At 67.4% G+C, this 16,820-nt stretch carries 11 protein-coding genes and 3 pseudogenes; 4 read left to right on the top strand and 10 right to left on the bottom strand.

The window, feature by feature from the left end:
- A partial coding sequence (locus AB0H62_RS51145; RefSeq protein WP_360593010.1) for an FAD-dependent oxidoreductase occupies positions 1-188 on the bottom strand: 188 nt, incomplete at its 3' end.
- 535 nt (positions 189-723) lie between these two features.
- On the opposite strand from AB0H62_RS51145, the gene AB0H62_RS51140 reads away from it, so the two are divergent.
- The gene (locus AB0H62_RS51140; RefSeq protein ID WP_220240251.1) at positions 724-1,545 is read left to right on the top strand and encodes an isocitrate lyase/phosphoenolpyruvate mutase family protein; all 822 of its coding nucleotides are present in this window, start codon (positions 724-726) and stop codon (positions 1,543-1,545) included.
- A 146-nt stretch (positions 1,546-1,691) separates the two neighbouring features.
- Here the strand turns inward: AB0H62_RS51140 and AB0H62_RS51135 are convergent, their stop codons facing one another.
- The 8 genes and pseudogenes from AB0H62_RS51135 to AB0H62_RS51100 form a co-directional block, all read right to left on the bottom strand.
- The gene (locus AB0H62_RS51135) at positions 1,692-6,653 is read right to left on the bottom strand and encodes an AAA family ATPase (protein WP_360593009.1); all 4,962 of its coding nucleotides are present in this window, start codon (positions 6,651-6,653) and stop codon (positions 1,692-1,694) included.
- 41 nt (positions 6,654-6,694) lie between these two features.
- The gene (locus AB0H62_RS51130) at positions 6,695-6,937 is read right to left on the bottom strand and encodes a hypothetical protein (protein WP_220240249.1); all 243 of its coding nucleotides are present in this window, start codon (positions 6,935-6,937) and stop codon (positions 6,695-6,697) included.
- A 457-nt stretch (positions 6,938-7,394) separates the two neighbouring features.
- Positions 7,395-7,577, bottom strand: a pseudogene (locus tag AB0H62_RS51125) (hypothetical protein); the annotation flags it as partial.
- A gap of 764 nt (positions 7,578-8,341) precedes the next feature.
- Positions 8,342-9,343 carry an IS481 family transposase gene (locus tag AB0H62_RS51120; RefSeq protein ID WP_360593008.1) on the bottom strand — a complete coding sequence of 334 codons (1,002 nt, stop codon included), beginning with the start codon at positions 9,341-9,343 and terminating at the stop codon, positions 8,342-8,344.
- A gap of 115 nt (positions 9,344-9,458) precedes the next feature.
- A pseudogene (locus tag AB0H62_RS51115) lies at positions 9,459-10,439 on the bottom strand (IS481 family transposase).
- Positions 10,440-11,190: 751 nt separating this feature from the next.
- The gene (locus tag AB0H62_RS51110; RefSeq protein WP_360593007.1) at positions 11,191-11,964 is read right to left on the bottom strand and encodes a methyltransferase domain-containing protein; all 774 of its coding nucleotides are present in this window, start codon (positions 11,962-11,964) and stop codon (positions 11,191-11,193) included.
- 237 nt (positions 11,965-12,201) lie between these two features.
- Positions 12,202-12,690, bottom strand: coding sequence for a cupin domain-containing protein (locus AB0H62_RS51105; protein WP_220240247.1), 489 nt, complete (start codon positions 12,688-12,690; stop codon positions 12,202-12,204).
- Positions 12,691-12,703: 13 nt separating this feature from the next.
- Positions 12,704-13,624, bottom strand: a complete 921-nt coding sequence (locus AB0H62_RS51100; RefSeq protein ID WP_360593006.1) for an NADP-dependent oxidoreductase — start codon at positions 13,622-13,624, stop codon at positions 12,704-12,706.
- A 146-nt stretch (positions 13,625-13,770) separates the two neighbouring features.
- Between AB0H62_RS51100 and AB0H62_RS51095 the strand changes: the two are divergent.
- The 3 genes and pseudogenes from AB0H62_RS51095 to AB0H62_RS51085 all read left to right on the top strand — a co-directional run.
- Positions 13,771-14,166: pseudogene (locus AB0H62_RS51095) on the top strand (nitroreductase family deazaflavin-dependent oxidoreductase); the annotation flags it as partial.
- A gap of 932 nt (positions 14,167-15,098) precedes the next feature.
- On the top strand, positions 15,099-15,806 hold the full coding sequence (locus AB0H62_RS51090; protein WP_360593005.1) for an SDR family oxidoreductase: 708 nt from the start codon (positions 15,099-15,101) through the stop codon (positions 15,804-15,806).
- A gap of 34 nt (positions 15,807-15,840) precedes the next feature.
- A complete protein-coding gene (locus AB0H62_RS51085) occupies positions 15,841-16,248 on the top strand; it encodes a hypothetical protein (RefSeq protein ID WP_360593004.1) in 408 nt (135 codons plus the stop codon).
- 237 nt (positions 16,249-16,485) lie between these two features.
- Here the strand turns inward: AB0H62_RS51085 and AB0H62_RS51080 are convergent, their stop codons facing one another.
- Positions 16,486-16,653, bottom strand: coding sequence for a nitroreductase/quinone reductase family protein (locus AB0H62_RS51080; protein WP_360593003.1), 168 nt, complete (start codon positions 16,651-16,653; stop codon positions 16,486-16,488).
- Positions 16,654-16,820: the final 167 nt, after the last annotated feature.

The raw sequence follows: 16,820 nt of genomic DNA, 5'->3' as shown, positions 1-16,820 counted from the left end.
GGGCCCTGGATGCCGTCGCGGAAGCCGGGGAAGTTCTCGACCTCCGTGGTCGTCATCAGCGCACCACCGAACTGCGTGCCCTCGAACACCAACGGCTCGAGCTGCGCGCGAGCCGCGTAAACCGCAGCCGTGTAACCGGCGGGACCCGACCCGACGACGATCAGGTTCCTCATTTCCTCGGCAGCCACCTTGCCGGTGGAGTTCAGTCGCCCGTTCGACTCGGCCATATGCCCCTCTCCTCTGTGCTGGTTTCCTGGTGGCGACAGTCGACGGTCGGTTCTTACCGCCGGCTGACGCCGGCCCACCCAGATTGACCCGAACCAGAGGCAGATCCTCATCCGCATGCACCAAGGCCCTACGCGGTAGAGTCCGTAAGCAAGTCGCGTCCGCGCGCCGCTCAAAAACGGCAACGGCAATTTGCCGAGGTCAGCTCGCGTGGTTGACTGTCGGGCGCCAGGGCCAGAGGAGAAGCCGTGGACGGATACGTCCCGGGACTGCCCATGACGCGGAGCAGGATGCGCGGTACACAGCCGTTCGCCAGAAGCGTGAAGGCGCGTGGGCCTGCGTCTCAACCTGCGCGATCGCTCCCCTGTACACGCGAGAGACCGGCTGCAGATCCGCATCGGCGTGACCGGGGATGTCCCTCGGCCACCCAGCTGACAGCTGCTGATATGCCGCCGTTTCGGAAAGAATTTCGCACGCTTTGGAAGGAACAGCTCGGCCATGTCTGACAGTGCAGCCCCGACACGCTACGAACAGTTCGCCGAACTCCATCGTGGCCCCAATATCGTCATCATGCCCAACGCATGGGACGTGCCGTCGGCCCTGCTGTTCGCGGAGGCCGGGTTCAAGTCCATCGCGACCTCTTCAGCGGCGTTCGCCGCGACACTGGGCCGGCTTGACGGCATCCACGCCATCAGCCGTGACACGCATCTGGACCATGCCGCCCTGCTCACGTCCGTGAGTGGCCTGCCGATCAACGGCGACTTCGAAGACGGTTACGGCGAGACTCCCGAAGATGTCCGGACGACTGTCGACGCTGCCATCGCCTGCGGTCTGGCCGGCATCGGCATCGAGGACACCACTGGTGACCCCGCCAACCCGATTCGTGACTTCGATGACGCGGTTCGCCGCATCGAGGCCGCCGCCGCAGCTGCGCGTGGGCAGATCGTCCTGACCGGCCGTACGGACAACTTCTTGTGGGGGATTTCTGACCTCGAGGACACCATCCGCCGCCTCACGGCCTTCGCGGAAGCAGGAGCTGACGTCCTGTACGCGCCGAACCTGCCGGACACGGCCTCGATCAGCACAGTTGTCAAGGCTGTCGCGCCCAAGCCGGTCAACGTCCTCGTCAGCCCCCAGGGCACCGCTACCCTTGCGGAACTCCAGACGATCGGCGTCCGCCGGATCAGCCTCGGGGTTGACCCGTACACGCACGCCCTCGGAGCTACGAAGGCGGCTGCGGCGAAGCTCGCGGACGGAGACCTCACGGCGCTCGCATCGGATCTCACCTTCGGCCACATCATCGACCTGATCAAGGGCTGACGCGGGAGTCGGTGGCCTTGCCCGGCAGCGGCGGGAGACCGAACTCGGTGACCTCCGTCGGGTTGAGCGCGACGCTGTCCGCCCCGGCGATCACGTCGCTGGCTCCCGACGTCGGAGGCGGCACACGAAATCGCGGTGACTCCCGCTCAGCTCGGGCCCATGCCGGCGCGCTGCAGGGAGAACTCGGCCAGAACGGCCGTGCCGGCGCCGGCCGCCGTCTGCAGCCAGAGCCGGCCGCCGAGCGCCTCCACCCGGTCCTTGAGCCCGACCAAGCCGGAGCCGCCGGCGAAGTCGGCGCCGCCACGACCGTCGTCGCGTACCCGGACCCGCAGCACGCGGCCGGCGTCGACGATCTCGACCTCGACCTGGACGGCCGATGCGTGTGCGTGCTTGACCACGTTGGTCAGCGCCTCGGAAACGACGTAGTAGGCGGCGGTCTCGACCGGCTCGGGCAGACGCCGGTCGACCTGCACGGCCAGCTCGACCGGGACCGCGGAGCGGCGGGCGAGTCCCTTGAGCGCCGGGCGAAGGCCGCCCTCGGCGAGGATCGCCGGATGGATGCCGCGGGCGAAGTCGCGCAGCTCGTCCAGGGCAGTGACCGCTTCGGCTGCGAGATCCTCCAGCTCCTCCCCCAGCGCACCTGAGTCGGGAGGAACGTCCGCTCGGGCGATGCGCGCGCGCATGGCGAGCGTGATCAGACGTTGCTGGGCGCCATCATGCAGGTCCCGCTCGATCCGCCGACGGGCCCGGTCGGCGGCGGTGGCGATACGCGCGCGCGACGCGATGAGGTCGGAGTAGAGCTGGGCATTGTCGAGAGAGACGGCGAGCTGTGCGGCGATGAGCCTGACAGCGTCGAGCCGTTCCGTGGCGAACGCGGCGCGCATGAGACGGTTTTCCAGCAACAGCACCGCCCGCAGCGCGCCGCGGCCGAGGATGGGCATGGCCAGCAACGAACAAGCACCCAGGCCGGCGATGTACGGGTCACGGGCGAAGCGGTCATCGCGGGTGGCGTCGTCGACAATCAGGATCTCGGCCGTCCGCTGGACGTAGCGCACTGCCGACATCGGCAGGTCGCGTTCCTGCGGGCCACCTGCCGTAGCGGTATCCGTGGTGCGGTTCGGCGTCGGCAGCAGCCAGTCGTGGCGGTCCTCGTCCCACAACAACAGGTGCACGCTGGTGGCGCCGGTCATCGCACTGAGCACTTCGACGACGCGGGTGTGCAAGCGTTCGATGTCGGTCTCCGAGCTGAGCGCCTGCGACGCGGCGAGGATGCCGAGCAAGTCGAGCGTGCCGGTCGTGACCGTCGAGGACGGCCGGAGATCATCGGCACCCCGGCCGCCGCCGGACTCGCCGGTCGTGAGTGCTTCCGGCCGTGAGGTGGGGTATGCCCAGTCCAGCTGGGCAACCTTCGCCGTCGCGCCCCATGCCACGTAGTACTGCCGCGCGCGGGCGAGCAGGTCGCGGCCGGCCTGCTCCAACCCCTGTGCGAGGTAGAAGCGGGCGGCGCGTTCGGTGATGAGGGCCCGGTGCCACGGGCGTTGCCGGCCGGCAACCTCGCGCCGGGCGGTGTCGAAGGCGAGGGCTCCGGCGCGGAAGTCGCCGACCGCCCAGGCCCGCTCCGCCTCCAGCAACCGCTGCAGGTGGCGGAAGTTGTCCGGCGCGTCCGCGGCGCGGGCGGCCAGCCAGCTCGTCACCTCGCCCAGTTCCGACAGCAGACCGCCACGCTCGTCACCCGGGCCGGCGCGGGCCTGCTCGGCGAGGGCCAGGCCGCGCAGCAGACGGGCCACAGCGGTGGGGTACAGGCCCGCCACAGCCGGCAGCAGCGGCATCGCCGCCGCGGCGTGCCGCGCCAGCCCGTCCGGATCGCCGAACACCGCGGCGACGAGCGCGTGGCTGAGATGCGCGTGGAAGAGCGGCATCGGGTTGTTGGCGTACCCGTCGGTGGGGACCGCCCCAGCGGTCGTGGCGACGCTTTCGCCACGCAGTACACCGGCCAGCCACTGGTAGCTGTCGAGCCACTCGCCGGTCTGCTCGTTGCCGGTACGCCGCACGAAGGCCAGACCCGCCTCCACCTCGGCGACGAGGACGTCCAGCGACGGCGCGCAGTCCAGCAGGTAATGCACGGTCGGGTGGTAGGTGTAGCCGGCGTTGGCCAGGTCGCCCCCCGCGATCAGCCCCTCCCGGGCCCGCCCCGCGGCTTGGACACCGTTCTCGATCGGCTCGAACCAGCAGCTCAGCAGAGCGAACCGGCGTCGGGCTTCAGAGGTGCCGGGCTCGTAGCCGCGGGCCTCGCCCAACGCCAGGACCCGGCGCACCGCCCGGTACCCGGCGGCGTAGAGGGCGCGCCGCGCCACCGTGGCGACGGCGGCGGCGCTGACAGGTCCGATGAGGGTAGGGCCAGGGCCGTGCTCGAGCCAGATCCGCAGCGATTCCAGGCCCAGCCAGGCGCCCGTGGCGTCGCCGCCGGCGAAATAGGCCGCCGGCTGGACCGCGTCGATCAGACGGGTCGTGGCCAGCAGTGTGGGCTCGGCGAGGGTGGGCCGAGCCAGATCATCGGCAGCGTCGGTGCGGTCCAGCCACCGGTACAGGCGGTCGAACTGACGGTCGAGCTCGGCGGCGAGCCGGTCCGCCACCGGCACGGTGATGCCGAGCTCACGCAGCAACTCGACGCCGAGTCCGATCGCATCGGCGAACCGGTTCTGGTGGGTCAGGCTGCTCACCTGCACCGCCGTCGCGGCCGCGCGGCCCAACGCGGTGGGGCCCAGCCCTTCGATCGTGCGGTACTCCTCGTCCGCATCATAAAGGCGCCCCAGGCCGTACAGGGCGGCGTGGCGGCCGGTGTGCACCGCGATCAGCGTGGCGGTCTCACCCGGGCCGATCAGCCGCAGCGCGGCGGCCAGCAGCGCGTTCACCAGCGCGTGATCCCCGATCAAGGTGGCCTGGTCGGCGGCACGCCGCAGCAGCCCCACCACCCGACGCCGCTCGCCGGCATCGTCGATCGCGTCGACGACCGGCAGGTACTGCTCGGCGGCGACCGCATACAACTCCGGCACCCCGGCCAGCCGCCGGGCCGTGGCCAGCTGCACGGTGCGTCGCCGCCCCGGGTCGAGCCCGCGCAGGATCGCCTCGCGGAGCCGGTCGTGGCGGAACCGCACCGCCTCGTGGGCGCCAGGCTCCATGACGAGAAGGCCTTCGGCGAGGGCGGGCGCCAGCATCGATTGCACCTCGGCCGCTGGGTCGCCGGTCGCAATCCGCAGCAGGCTCAGCTCGGCGCGGCCGCCCAGACAGGCCATCACCTCCACCAGCTGCCAGGACGGCAGCGGTACGGTCTCGATGCGCGCCGCTAGCAGCTCGCCGACCTTTGACTGGCCCAGATGTGCGCGCACCGTCGCCGTGTCCCACCGCCATCCCGTAGCGGTCGCGGTGAGCACACCGTCGCGGCGCAGCGCGTTGAGCAGCTCCACAGTCTCGTACGGGTTGCCGGACGTGTGCGGCCCGATCACCTCGGCCAAACCGGCCACCACGGCCGGGGCCGCGTGCAGCATCTCGGCGACCATGGTGACGAGGCTCGAGACGGGCAGGTTGTCCAGTCTCAGGTTCCGCACGCCGGCCCGGTCACGCCATCGCGACAGCGGCGCCGCCAGCGGATGCGCCACGTCCACGGCCTCGTCGCGGTAGGCGCCCACCAGCAGCAGACCCCCGACCGGTTCCTCGTCGAGCATCATGTCGACGAGGCCGAGCGCGACGCGCCCGGCCCACTGCAGGTCGTCGAGGAACAGCACCACCGGGCGTTCCCGCGACGCGACCGCCCGCAGCGCCTGCACGCCCATCCGCTGCGCCCGGTTCTGCGCGGTCAGCGGATCCCCGGGATCGGGTGCCACCGCCAGCAGAGCGGCGAACTCCGGCACCACGGCGGTCAGCAGCCCGGCGTTCGGGCCGAGCGCGGCCAGGATCCGCGCGCGGACCTCGGTCAGCTCAGCCTCCGGCTCGGCCAGCAGCAGCCGGCCCAGCGCCCGAAACGCCTGGTGGACCCCGTTGAACTCCAGGTCGCGCCGGTACTGGTCGAACTTGCCGGCCACGAACCAGCCGCCCCGGCCGGCCACCAGCGGCCGCAGCTCGTCGACCAGCGCGGTCTTGCCCACCCCGGGTGTCCCGCCGACCAGTACCGCCCGGCACCTGCCCGCCTGCGCGTTCTCGAACGCCGCCTGCAGGATCGCCACCTCGTCATCGCGGCCCACTAGCCGCGGCGGCAGCAGCCGCAGCGGAACATCGTGCTCGCCGACGCGGACCGACGCTGCCGCCGGACGCACCTGAACGTCCGGCACCCGCTCCAGGTCGTGAACCACGCCGTCGGCGGTCTGATAGCGGTGGTCCGGTTCCTTCTCCAGCAGATGCAGGATGATCTCCGACAGCGGCCCCGGTACCGCCGGGTTCACCTTCGCCGGCGGCGCCGGCACCCGCGCCAGGTGATCGTGTGTAAGGCGCAGCGGGTCCCCGGTGCCGAACGGCGGCTCCCCCGTCGCCAGCTCGTACAACGTCGCGCCCAGCGCGTAGAGGTCGGCCCGCTGGTCCACCGACCGGCCGGTGCGCCCGGTCTGCTCCGGCGCCAGATAAGCCAACGTCCCCACGATCTGCGTATGGTGGATGAACTCCGGGCGGATCTCGACGAACGAGGTCGCCAACGCGAAATCGACCAGACACGGGACACCATCGCCGGAGAGCACAATGTTCGCCGGGGTGATGTCACGGTGCATCACGCCCCGCCCGTGCATCCCCGCCACTGCCTGCGCCAACCCCAGCGCCAGCCCGATCAGAACATCAACCGGCAACGGCTTGGCCAGCCCCGCCAGGCCGGTGCCACCAACGTCCGCCAACACGATGGACCCCGGATACTGAGGCGCCTCCAGCTGGGCGACCCCCGCGACATCGCGCAGCCGCTCCAACATCGCACGCTCGTGCTGTAGCCGGCGCTCGGCGTCCGGCCCCAGCAGCTCCTTCCGGATGACCGTGCGCTCAGCCAGGAACAGCCGACTGACGCGCGCCCGGTCGCTCTCGTGCAGTATCTCGACCTGCGGCTCTCGGCCCGGCAGCACTCCGACGTCCCCCATCCGACACCTCCAGGCATGGACGGATTCCCCTCATCCCGTGCCTACACCTGTTCGAGGGCGAAGGCGACTATTCGCGCGACGTCGGGGGTGTGGCGCCACGTCATGTCGTGCGACCAGTGGCCACTCCAGTCGGCGGTGAAATCGCGGTGCGACAGCTTGGGCCACAGCCGCGGCGGTGGCGCCGAGTAGTCGTTGGGCTCGGTGCCGGTGGCGTCGAGGTTGAGGTCATAGCGGTAGCGGTCGACCCAGGTGATGCCGCTGTTGTACACAGGGATTGACGCCACGTCGGTGAATGCGGAGTCGAGGGCGGTGATCAGTTCGTCTTAGGTGGCGCGAGTGTGCAGGTTCCCGAAGAGGGTCACATGAGGGGGGAACGGCGCCAGGTCGACGACCTGGCGTTGACAACAATGCCGCCGCCCCGTCGTGCCGAGGCAACCGCGATCGGTGGCGGAACCGGTGGCGACAGCTCAGGTGCGGCAGGCGGGGTCGGACCCTGCACGCCCGAGATCGAGCGATCTCGGCGCGAACGCGTGGCAGCGGGCGACAGCGGATGAGCCGCGCATGGCTCACGGTTGTCGCCGTTGCGCCGAGCGCGCCGAATCAGGCACGAACGTGCACGCCCCGGTCAGCGCCCTTGCCAGCGGTGCAGGAGCCGAAGAGCGACGATCGCGAGCGTGAACGCGGCGATCATCGCCACGGCGACGAGCAGGGGGTCCACGGTGCGCTCTTCTGTTCGTGTCTTCAGGAAAGCACGAAATACCGCGGCCAGAGGTAGGGTGCCGCGACGAGGACCGTGATGAGGGTGACGACGGCGCCCTTCTTGGTGAACTCCCAAACAGAAGGGTGAGCCGAACGGGCCGCGATCCCGAGCATGACCACGTTCGCGCTGGCGACCACCGCGGTCAGGTTGCCACCGAAGTCGGCAGGCGCGGTGGAGCCAGCGTTCCCCCTCGTCGAACTCGCCCATCCAGATGGCCATCCCGCCGACCGCGAATCTGAGACTCGTCGGTACCGACTCGTCTCGTCCTGCCAGCGTCGACATCCGTACTCACCTACCCAGAACCCGAATAGCCCTGCACGAGGCCCCGAACCTCATGCAGCCCGGACAGACGCCAGGCGAAAGCCCATCTCGAGGCAAAACAGCAGGTCAGACTACACAATTGGGCCTGCTGAGCACAGCTGGAAGAACGGAGACACAACGGAGCCCAGAACGGCCTTTCGTAAAAGCAAACATGATCTTGTCGCGACATAACTGCAGGTAGATGCCCTGCCATCAAAGACCGCTTCAAGATCACCGCAATCGAACCCGCAGGCTTTTAATCCCCGGGTTTGCCGTGTCAACGAGTATCGCAGGGTGCCACCCGGGGCTAATCCGTGCAGGTCAGGCGGCATTTTTCGCCAGCGTTAATGTCGGGAAGTGTCGCAGCGTATCGGGTGCTCTGTGAGCAACGGAGCCCAATCGGAGACCGGTAGCACCGTGGTCGCGCCTATTGCCAGGGTTCCGCAAACGCTTCCGAAGCACCCTGCAGGACTCCTTGTTGCCACATCATGAAAATTTTATCGTAGTGGAATATTTGCAGTATTCCCGTTGTCACGTGGTTGCTAAATAGTCTCGTCCGGCGTCTGTTAGTGCGCAAGACCAAGCAGTCGGGTCTTCAAGGTATCCGTATTCTTTGGGTCCTAGACGTCTAGCTGTATGAGGCCGTGACGTTGGTGACGCCGGTGTGGAGCCGGGTGACCGGTGGCTGGTTTCCAGCGGTGGTGTGTGGTCGATGGTAGTTGTAGTGGATGTTCCATATCGTCAGGGCTGCGGTGCGTTGCCTTTCGCTGGTCCAGGTGTGGGCGTAGAGGAATTCTTCGGCCAGGATGCGGTTGTAGCGCTCGACTTTTCCGTTGTGGCGTGGGGTGTAGGGCGTGATTCGCTGCTGGCGGGCTCCGTGTAGGACGGTGGCGAAGTCGTTGGCGCGGTAGCAGGCGCCGTTGTCGGTGACGAGGCGGTGGATGTGGGTGATGCCGTGGGCGGCGAAGAACGCGCGGGCGCGGTGGACGAACCTGATCGCGGTTCGGGCTTTCTCGTCGGGCAGGGCTTCGGTGTAGGCCAGGCGGGAGTAGCCGTCGATGGCGGAGTGCAGGTAGATGTAGCGGGCCCGGCCGCCGCGGGTCTTGCCGCGGGCAACCCGTTTGTCCTGGTCGCTGCCTTTGCCGTGGATCCGCCAGCCGCCGCCGTCGGGGATCTGGCCGGTCTTCTTCACATCGAGGTGGACCATGTGCCCGGGCCAGCGGGCGATGATCCGGCGCGGTGCCCGGTTGGTCGCCCCGGTGGGGTCGAGGAAGCGGCGCCGGTTCAGGCCCAGCTGCAGCAGGTGGCGCCCGACGGTGCGGACGGAGATGGTGATGCCCTCGGCGGCCAGTTCGGTGGCGATCCGGCGGGCGGAGTATTTCCGCTGTCGGCGTAGCTGCTCGATCCGGGCCACCACCTGCGCGGGAGTGGTGGCGGGCTGGTGGTGCGGGACGCTGGACCGGTCGAGCAGGCCGGCTTCGCCGTAGCGGCGCCAGCGGTTGACCCACTTGGAGGCGCATTGCCGCGAGATGCCCATCTCGGCGGCGACATGGGCGATCGGGCGGGTCTGGCACCGCTGCACGAGCCGGCGACGGCCCTCGAGCGACAGCGGGGCATTACGGTGGTGCATGGACGGGTCTTTCTGTTCGACGGACGAGTGGGTCGCACTTCTCATCCTGCCGCCGAAAGACCCGTCCCCTGTCTCAGGCCCTGCCAGCCGACACCAACGTCATGACCCGCAACATCTAGCTGTGCTGCTGCCGTTGGTGGTTGACAGTCTGGGTTCGGGGTTGTGTCTTCTGCAGCAGCCTCTCATACGGGGTCTGGCCGGCGAGGCCACCGTGGGGACGGTGGAAGTTGTAGTAGTCCTCCCATTCCTTGACTTTGTCGTTGAAGACGCCGATGTCGCCGATGACGATGCCGTCGAGCAGGCGGTAGAACTCTTCGGCGTCGATGCGGTGGGAGCGTTCGACCTTACCGTTGAGCCGCGGTGCGGCGGGGCGGAGGTACACATGACCGATGCCTTGGTCGAGTAGGTGCCAGTGAAACGCCGATTGGAACTCGGCGCCGTTGTCGGTCTGGATCTTCTCGACCTGGAACGGCAGCGGGGACAGTACATAGTCCAGGAATTAGATCGAGGTCTTTTGATCGGATCGGGGGTAGATCTTCAGGATCCGCAAGCGCGTGCAGTCATCGATCGCGGTGTACTGGTAGAACCGCTTCTTCCGGCCGGCGTCATCGGTGATCGGCTCGACGAACTTGACGTCGATCTGGAGCTGGTGGCCGGGGCGCTGCTTCTCGTAGCGCTTCCACCGCTGGTGGTGGCGTTTGTAGCGTTGGGACGCGGGCAGGCGGCTCATGCCCAGGCGCTTGAGGATGCGGTAGATCGTGGAGGCGCCGATCTCTTGATCGTGGTAGCGGCGCAGGTACATCTCGATCTTCAGGGGGCCGAAATGGTAATGCTGCCGCAGATGGATGATCTTCTCCACCACCTGGGGATGAGTGATGGTCGGGCAGTGCAACGGGGCGCTCGAGCGGTCTTTCAGACCATCGATGCCCTCGTCCTCCCAGCGGTGTTTCCACCGGTAGAACACCGTGCGGCTGATGCCGTAATACCGGCAAGTCGCCGCGACGTTACCGCTGACCTCCTCAGCATGCCGAAGAACGGCCAGGCGCGGGTTCGCAGGCCTGACCAGGTCCTTCTCAGTCCACACTCGCTCAGCCATAGGCCTCCCCAGATCAGGAGCCCAAGACTGTCAACAACCTCCGTCAGTTTTAGGCGTAGGCGTACGGGTTGTCGCGGACGCAGTTTGGCCGAAGATCGCACGCAGGACCCCGCCGGCCTTCCAGCCGCTGGCGATCCAGACATGCGCGAGCGCGCCGGTCAGGTGTGGCACACCGGGTGGTACGTAGGTCCGGCAAGGCGTCAGTCGCCTTGTGATCCTGATCATGATCCCGAACGCGACCAGCGTGGCGAGCGTGTGAGCCGGGGCCACAGTGGCTCACACGCTCGCCACGCTTTCGAAGGGTCTTTCGCGATTACTACACATCTGTTCCGCTTCTTGGCATCCCACGTGGCCGCTTACCCCGAGGTCATCAAGCATCTGCACTGACGTCCCGCAGCTACATCAATTACAGGAACCCCTAACAGTCGGAGCTCGTTTGATGGTGATCACGAACAGGATCCGCCGAATGCCAGTCTGCCTGACCGGTATTCGGCGTCAGCCCAGGCGAAATCCGGTCGCGTGCGGCAAGGTACCAGCCCCCAGGTTAATTCACGTTCATTTTCGGCTGGTGCGCGCACGCAAGACGATCGCGGAAGGATCAGGCCCGCCAAAAGGCCCCGAGGACCGGCCTGGTCCTCGGGGCAATTACCTGTTTTGAGTACCGTCTTGGCCCCGTGCGGCTCGCAGGGGACGAAGTGGCCGACCTGGTAGTCGTTCCAGACGCGCGAGCCTGGTCAGCAGCAGGAACGGTTCATTCCGTCGGGCACCGCCCCTGCACTGCCACCACACCCAGCGAGGCGAACCATAAACCCGGTCGTGCCAGCTTCTCCTTCCACCGCTCGACCGTCTCGGGGTCGAGGATGCCACCGCCGGCGCGTTCGGCCAGCTGGTCAAACGTCAGTGCCAGCCATTCCGTCCCGAGCGAACCGCCCTCGGAGAATGGAACTTCGCATTCGACGCCGACCTCAGTGAGGCCGCGGGTGACAGCCAGGCGAGGTAGCTTGCGACCGTAGTCGACGTCGGCGGCGCTCGCGAGGAGGTCACGTAAGGCGCGCATGGCGCGGGCGTGGTCGGGATCCTCGTCAATGACACCACTGGAGAACATATCGCCCTCCTCGATCAGCAGCCACCCGCCCGGGCGCAGGGCCGCCACGAGTCGGCCGAGGATCTCGTCGCGTTCGGACAGGTGGTTGAGCAGCAAACGGGCGTGCACCACATTGAAGGCGCCATCCGGAAGCGGATCGACACGCACGTCGGCTTGGTGCACCTCAACGTTCGCCGGCAGGTCGTGCAGGCCGCTGATGTCGAGGTCCACCGCGCTCACGTGCCCGGACGGACCCACCTGCTCCCCCATCCAGCGCGCGATCGATCCCGCGCCTGCGCCGACCTCGAGGCACGCCCAGCCGGGAGCAAGCCCCAGCGTGCTCAGGCGCCGGCGCGTCGTCGGGTCGTAGGTAGCTTCCAATCCCTTGAGCCTGCGTTGCGCGCGTTCCCACGCGTTGGTCAGCGCGTAGTCAGTGCTCATTCCCACCTCCGTCAGTCGATCTTTGTTGTTACTGCTGCGTTCCGCAGCAAGCGCCCAAAAAACAACTATTTGTCGAGTGATACTGCTCGCCAGGGCCGAGACTCCGCCCCATGCGCGCTGCTCGACTTCGTGATGATTCCAGTTCCCAATCCGCCGGGCTGGTCGCTCCTGCAGAAACAATTCTCAGCCTTTCCGCAGGAGCTGACTGTCAAGCGTGCCGTGTCTGCATCGATGTCGTCAGGAGTGAGGGTCGTCGACCTTGAGCGGGTCTCCGGTGGTGGACACGAACACGACCAGTAACCGGGCGCGGGCCGTCTGGCTGGTGTTCTGCGTGAGGACGTGGTGGGTGCCCGGTTGCTCGACCCAGTTCTGGCCCTGGTGGAAGGTGCTGATGGGCTTGTCGTCGAGTTGGCTGCGCACGCTGCCTTCGAGCACGTACGCGTAGACGAACGCCTGACCGTGCCGGTGCGGCGTCGCGACCGCGCCGGGTGGGAAGTCGACGATCGCCGAGGTGAACGTCTTGCCCTGGACGTCCGGCAACGCCTGCTGGATCAGGGGGGTCAAGGACTCGGCGGGCGGCTTTGCTCCCGCCGTGTCCTTCGGGCTCGGAGCCATTGATGTGACTGCGGCGGGCTGGTCGGTCGGCTCGTCGGCAGAGGTGCAGGCCGTGACTCCGACCAGCACCGAGAACGCCAGGGCACTTGCGGTGATCCGCTTTGCGATCATGAGGAGGTCCTGTTCAGTCTTCCGTGACTCGGATGATCGTCTTGCCGGGTGTGCGCACGCCCGAGGTGAACGCGGCGCGTGCCTCGGCAAGTGGCACTACGGTGCCGATGATCGGTTTGAGGCGTCCGCTGCGCACGCGCTCGGCGAGGTCGGCGAGCCGGACGCGGTCGGGTTCGACGACGAAGAACACGGCCCGCCCGTCGGCGGGCCTGACCTGGGGTGGCATCGCGATCGTGACGAGCGTGCCGCCCGCGCGCACGAGCGCGGCCGAGCGGGCGTGAACGTCGCCGCCGATCATGTCGAACACCACGTCGACCTCACCGACGTCTTCGAGCCGTTCGGACTGCACATCGAGAAACGTGTCTGCGCCGAGCTCGAGCATCCGCTCCCGGTCCGCGGCCCGGCCCGTGCCGATCACGCGTGCGCCGACTTCACGGGCCAGCTGCACGGCGATCGACCCGACACCGCCCCCGGCACCGTGGATGAGCACTGTCTGACCGGTGCTGACACGGCCGTGGTCGAACAGGCCCTGCCACGCGGTCAGCCCGGAGATCGGCAACGCGGCGGCCACGGTGTGGTCGATGTCCGCCGGCAGGGGTGCGAGGTTCCGCGCTTCCACCGCGGTGTATTCGGCGAGCGAGCCGTCGCGTGCCCAGTCAGCCATCCCGAACACTCGCTGCCCGATGCTCAGTCCGGTGGTGCCGTACCCCAGCTCCGTGACGACACCCGAGAGCTCGTGGCCGGGCACGCTCGGCGTCCGGTCGCGGCCCGCGCGGTCGGTCCAGGTGGCCGGCCAGCTCAGCTCCCCCGGCGTGAAGCCGGCGGCATGCACCCGCACGATGACGTCGTTTTCGGCCGCGTGCGGGTAGGGCAGCTCCGCCGGGGTGAACCCGGCGACGCCCGCGTCGCGGTCTTGAACAGTGATGGCTCGCAATGACAGATCCTTCCTTGCTCTTCGCGTGCATGATCATCAGCGAGACGAGGTAGCCCCGCAAGATGTGACAGGGATCGGACCGCTGGGTAAGAACCTCGGGCCCGGGGAAGCTGTGTTCGTGGCTAACGAACCAGGAGGGAACAAGAATGCTTGAAGGTGACGAGAACGTCCGCCGCTACGAGGAGACCGACGGTGAAGTCGGCCACGACTGGCAACCGGGAGTCCGGCACTGGTCCTGATTACCAAGGGCCGCAAGAGCGTGAGGACCGCAAGCTCGCGCTGATCTACCAGGAGGTGGACGGCAACCCAGTGATCGTGGCGTCCAATGGCGGCGCCCCGAAGCACCCGAGCTGGAACCTCAACCTGCAGGCCAACCCGCAGGTCCGCGTGCAGGTGAAGGCCGACAAGTTCACCGCGCACGCCCGCACGCCCGCACGGCCGTAGGCGACGAGCGCGCGAAACTGTGGGACAAGATGGCCAAAGTGTGGCCGTACTACAACGAGTACACGAAGAAGACCGACCGCGAAATCCCCGTGGTGATGTCGAGCGGGCGTAACCACGAGGAAACACGTGGGCTGTCCGCGTTCCCGCGTCCGGTGATCTCGTCGGTGGTCGAGGACGCCTTGTCGCGGCGATAGGGCTTCGAGTAGCGCTGGGCTCGGTATCGGCCGGACTCCGTGGTTGAAGGCAGCGGAGGTTTGGCTGCCTTCCGCCACATGGGCGCGGAACTGGCGACGGCATTCTCCCTCAGACCACCTCCACGAGTATCCGGGGTATCACCGCGCCGGTAAACAGACGCGGATCCGGTCAGGCGGTCGGGAGATTGTGGTTCCCCGGCACAGGTTGGTCGCGTTGTCAGCCTTCTTGATCTTGACCAAGCGGAGGTAGTGTTCGGCCTTTCGGCCCCGGGCCCACGCCGGAGAGGAAAACACGGGCTTCGACCCAGCGGCCTCTCGTCTGCGCGCTTCACCATCTGCCAGGCGGAGCCCAGGGCGGCCTCATGTCCGATCAGGTCCTGCCAGTTCCCCATCGTCGCCGACGAGATGCGGTGCCGCCAACGTCAGCGACAACTCATCCTTCAACACCGCCAGCGGGAACTGGACCTTTTCATCCAAAGTTACCGGCAAGGCCGGTCTCTGCGATCTGCTCACCCAGGCAGAGGGCTCCGGCGGTGGCGTCGGCAGCTCGTCGAGAACCGCAGGAGGCGTGTGGCCATGGTCCACGCGGTGTTCGCGGACTCCCGGGTCCGTGAGCCGCCTTGCGGACCGGTTCGCCTCACCAGCGCCGCAGCGAGCACGTCGTGCCAGCCCGGCATTGGCGACGCCCGCAGCCTGCTCGAACGTGGGGACGGCGCGAATCTCTGCGATGGACGTTGAGGTCCAGTTTTACGTGGATTAGGTCCGAATCATCGGACTGTGCGTCATCAAGTGGACCGCGTAGTCCTCAGTCGAACATTCGGAGGTATGTTATGGGCATGCAGAATGAGAAGGTTGCTGTCATCACTGGGGCCTCGCAGGGCATCGGTGCCGGCCTGGTCGAGGCGTACCGCAAGCGCGGTTACGCGGTTGTCGCCACCTCGCGCTCCATTGCCCCTGGCGAGGACGCGGGCGTCCTCGCGGTCCAGGGCGACATCGCCGACCCGACCACTGCCGAGCGGGTGATTTCCGCTGCCCTTGAGCGGTTCGGCCGTGTCGACACCCTGGTCAACAACGCGGGCGTCTACGTGTCCAAGCCGTTCACGGACTACACCGCGGACGATTACGCCTCCGTGACCGGGATCAACCTGGTCGGGTTCTTCCGTCTCACCCAGCTCGCCGTCGGCCAGATGCTCGCTCAGGGCGGTGGGCACATCGTCAACATCACCGCCAGCATTGTCGACAACCCTGATTCGCGGGTCCCGTCCGTCCTCGCCGCGCTGACCAAGGGCGGCCTGCAGGCCGCTACCACGTCGTTGGCGATCGAGTACGCCACGCGCGGGATCCGGGCCAACGCTGTTTCTCCGGCTACTACCCGCACTCCGATGCACGACCCGCAGATCCATGAGTTCCTCGATGGCCTGCAGCCCGTTGGTCGTATGGGCGAGATCAGCGACATCGTCGAGGCGGTTATGTATCTGGAGAATGCGCCGTTCGTCACTGGCGAGGTCCTTCACGTGGACGGCGGCATGAGCGCCGGCCACTGACCACGCCCACCCACTCCTTCCACGGAGCACTACTGTGAACAAGAACACCGCGGACAACGAGGCGGTGCTGCGCGGCGTCCTCGACGGCTGGAAGGCCGCCGTGGACAAGCACCAGCCCGATCAGGCGGCCGCCCATTTCACCGACGACGCCATCTTCCAGGGAATGCACCCCTACAGCGTTGGACGACCGGGCGTCGCCGCCTACTACGACTCACAGCCCCCAGGCCTGACCGCGGAGTACCGGATCCTGGAGACCAGGCGCCTATCCGACGACCTCGTCCTTGGATACCTGAACGTCGGCTTCTCCTTCACCGACCGCCCCACGGTCAACGTCTACCTGAGCATCCTGCTGAAACGAATCGGAACTGGGTGGGCTATCGCCCTCTACCAGGTCTCCAAGCTCGACCAGGACACCACCGGCGGAAACCCCGGCAGCCAGTAGCGGCCGAGACCGGACATCGTCGGAGGCGGTCTGAGCGGTGATCTCGTAGCGGCCTCGGCGCCCACGTGTCGGGAGGCGGCCAAACTTCACCGCCTCCCGACACAGATTCCAGCCGGTACCGGGCCGGAGCTCTACTCGAAGCCCGAACGCCGCGACAAGACGCACTCGAACACAGGTCAATCCACCGGTGAGATCACCGCACCCGGAAATTCGGATAGGCTCCGCATTTCCTCGCGGTCACACCCTCTCGAGCACCAATGTGGGGATCTCGCGGTCGGTCTTCTTCGTGTACTCGTTGTAATACGGCCACACTTTGGCCATTTGGTCCCACAGTTCGCGCCCTCCGGCGTGGGCGGTGGACTTGTGCGCTTTCACTTGCACGCGGACGTTCCGGTCGGCTGGCAAGCTGAGCTACCAGCTCGGGCGCTTCGGGGCGCCGCCGTTGAACGCCACGATCACCGGGTTGCCGTCTACTTCCTAGTGTCCTGCGTCGTTAATTCGTCGTCATTTAGACTCTGATGGCATGTCTGATGGTGTCGCGGGACGTCGGGGGCCGAAGCTTGAGCCGGTGC

Origin of the sequence: Amycolatopsis sp. NPDC050768 (genome assembly GCF_040654155.1) — a bacterium.
Lineage (GTDB): Bacteria > Actinomycetota > Actinomycetes > Mycobacteriales > Pseudonocardiaceae > Amycolatopsis.
The sequence above is the reverse complement of the archived record's forward strand: the minus strand, read 5'-3'. Positions and strand labels throughout refer to the sequence as shown.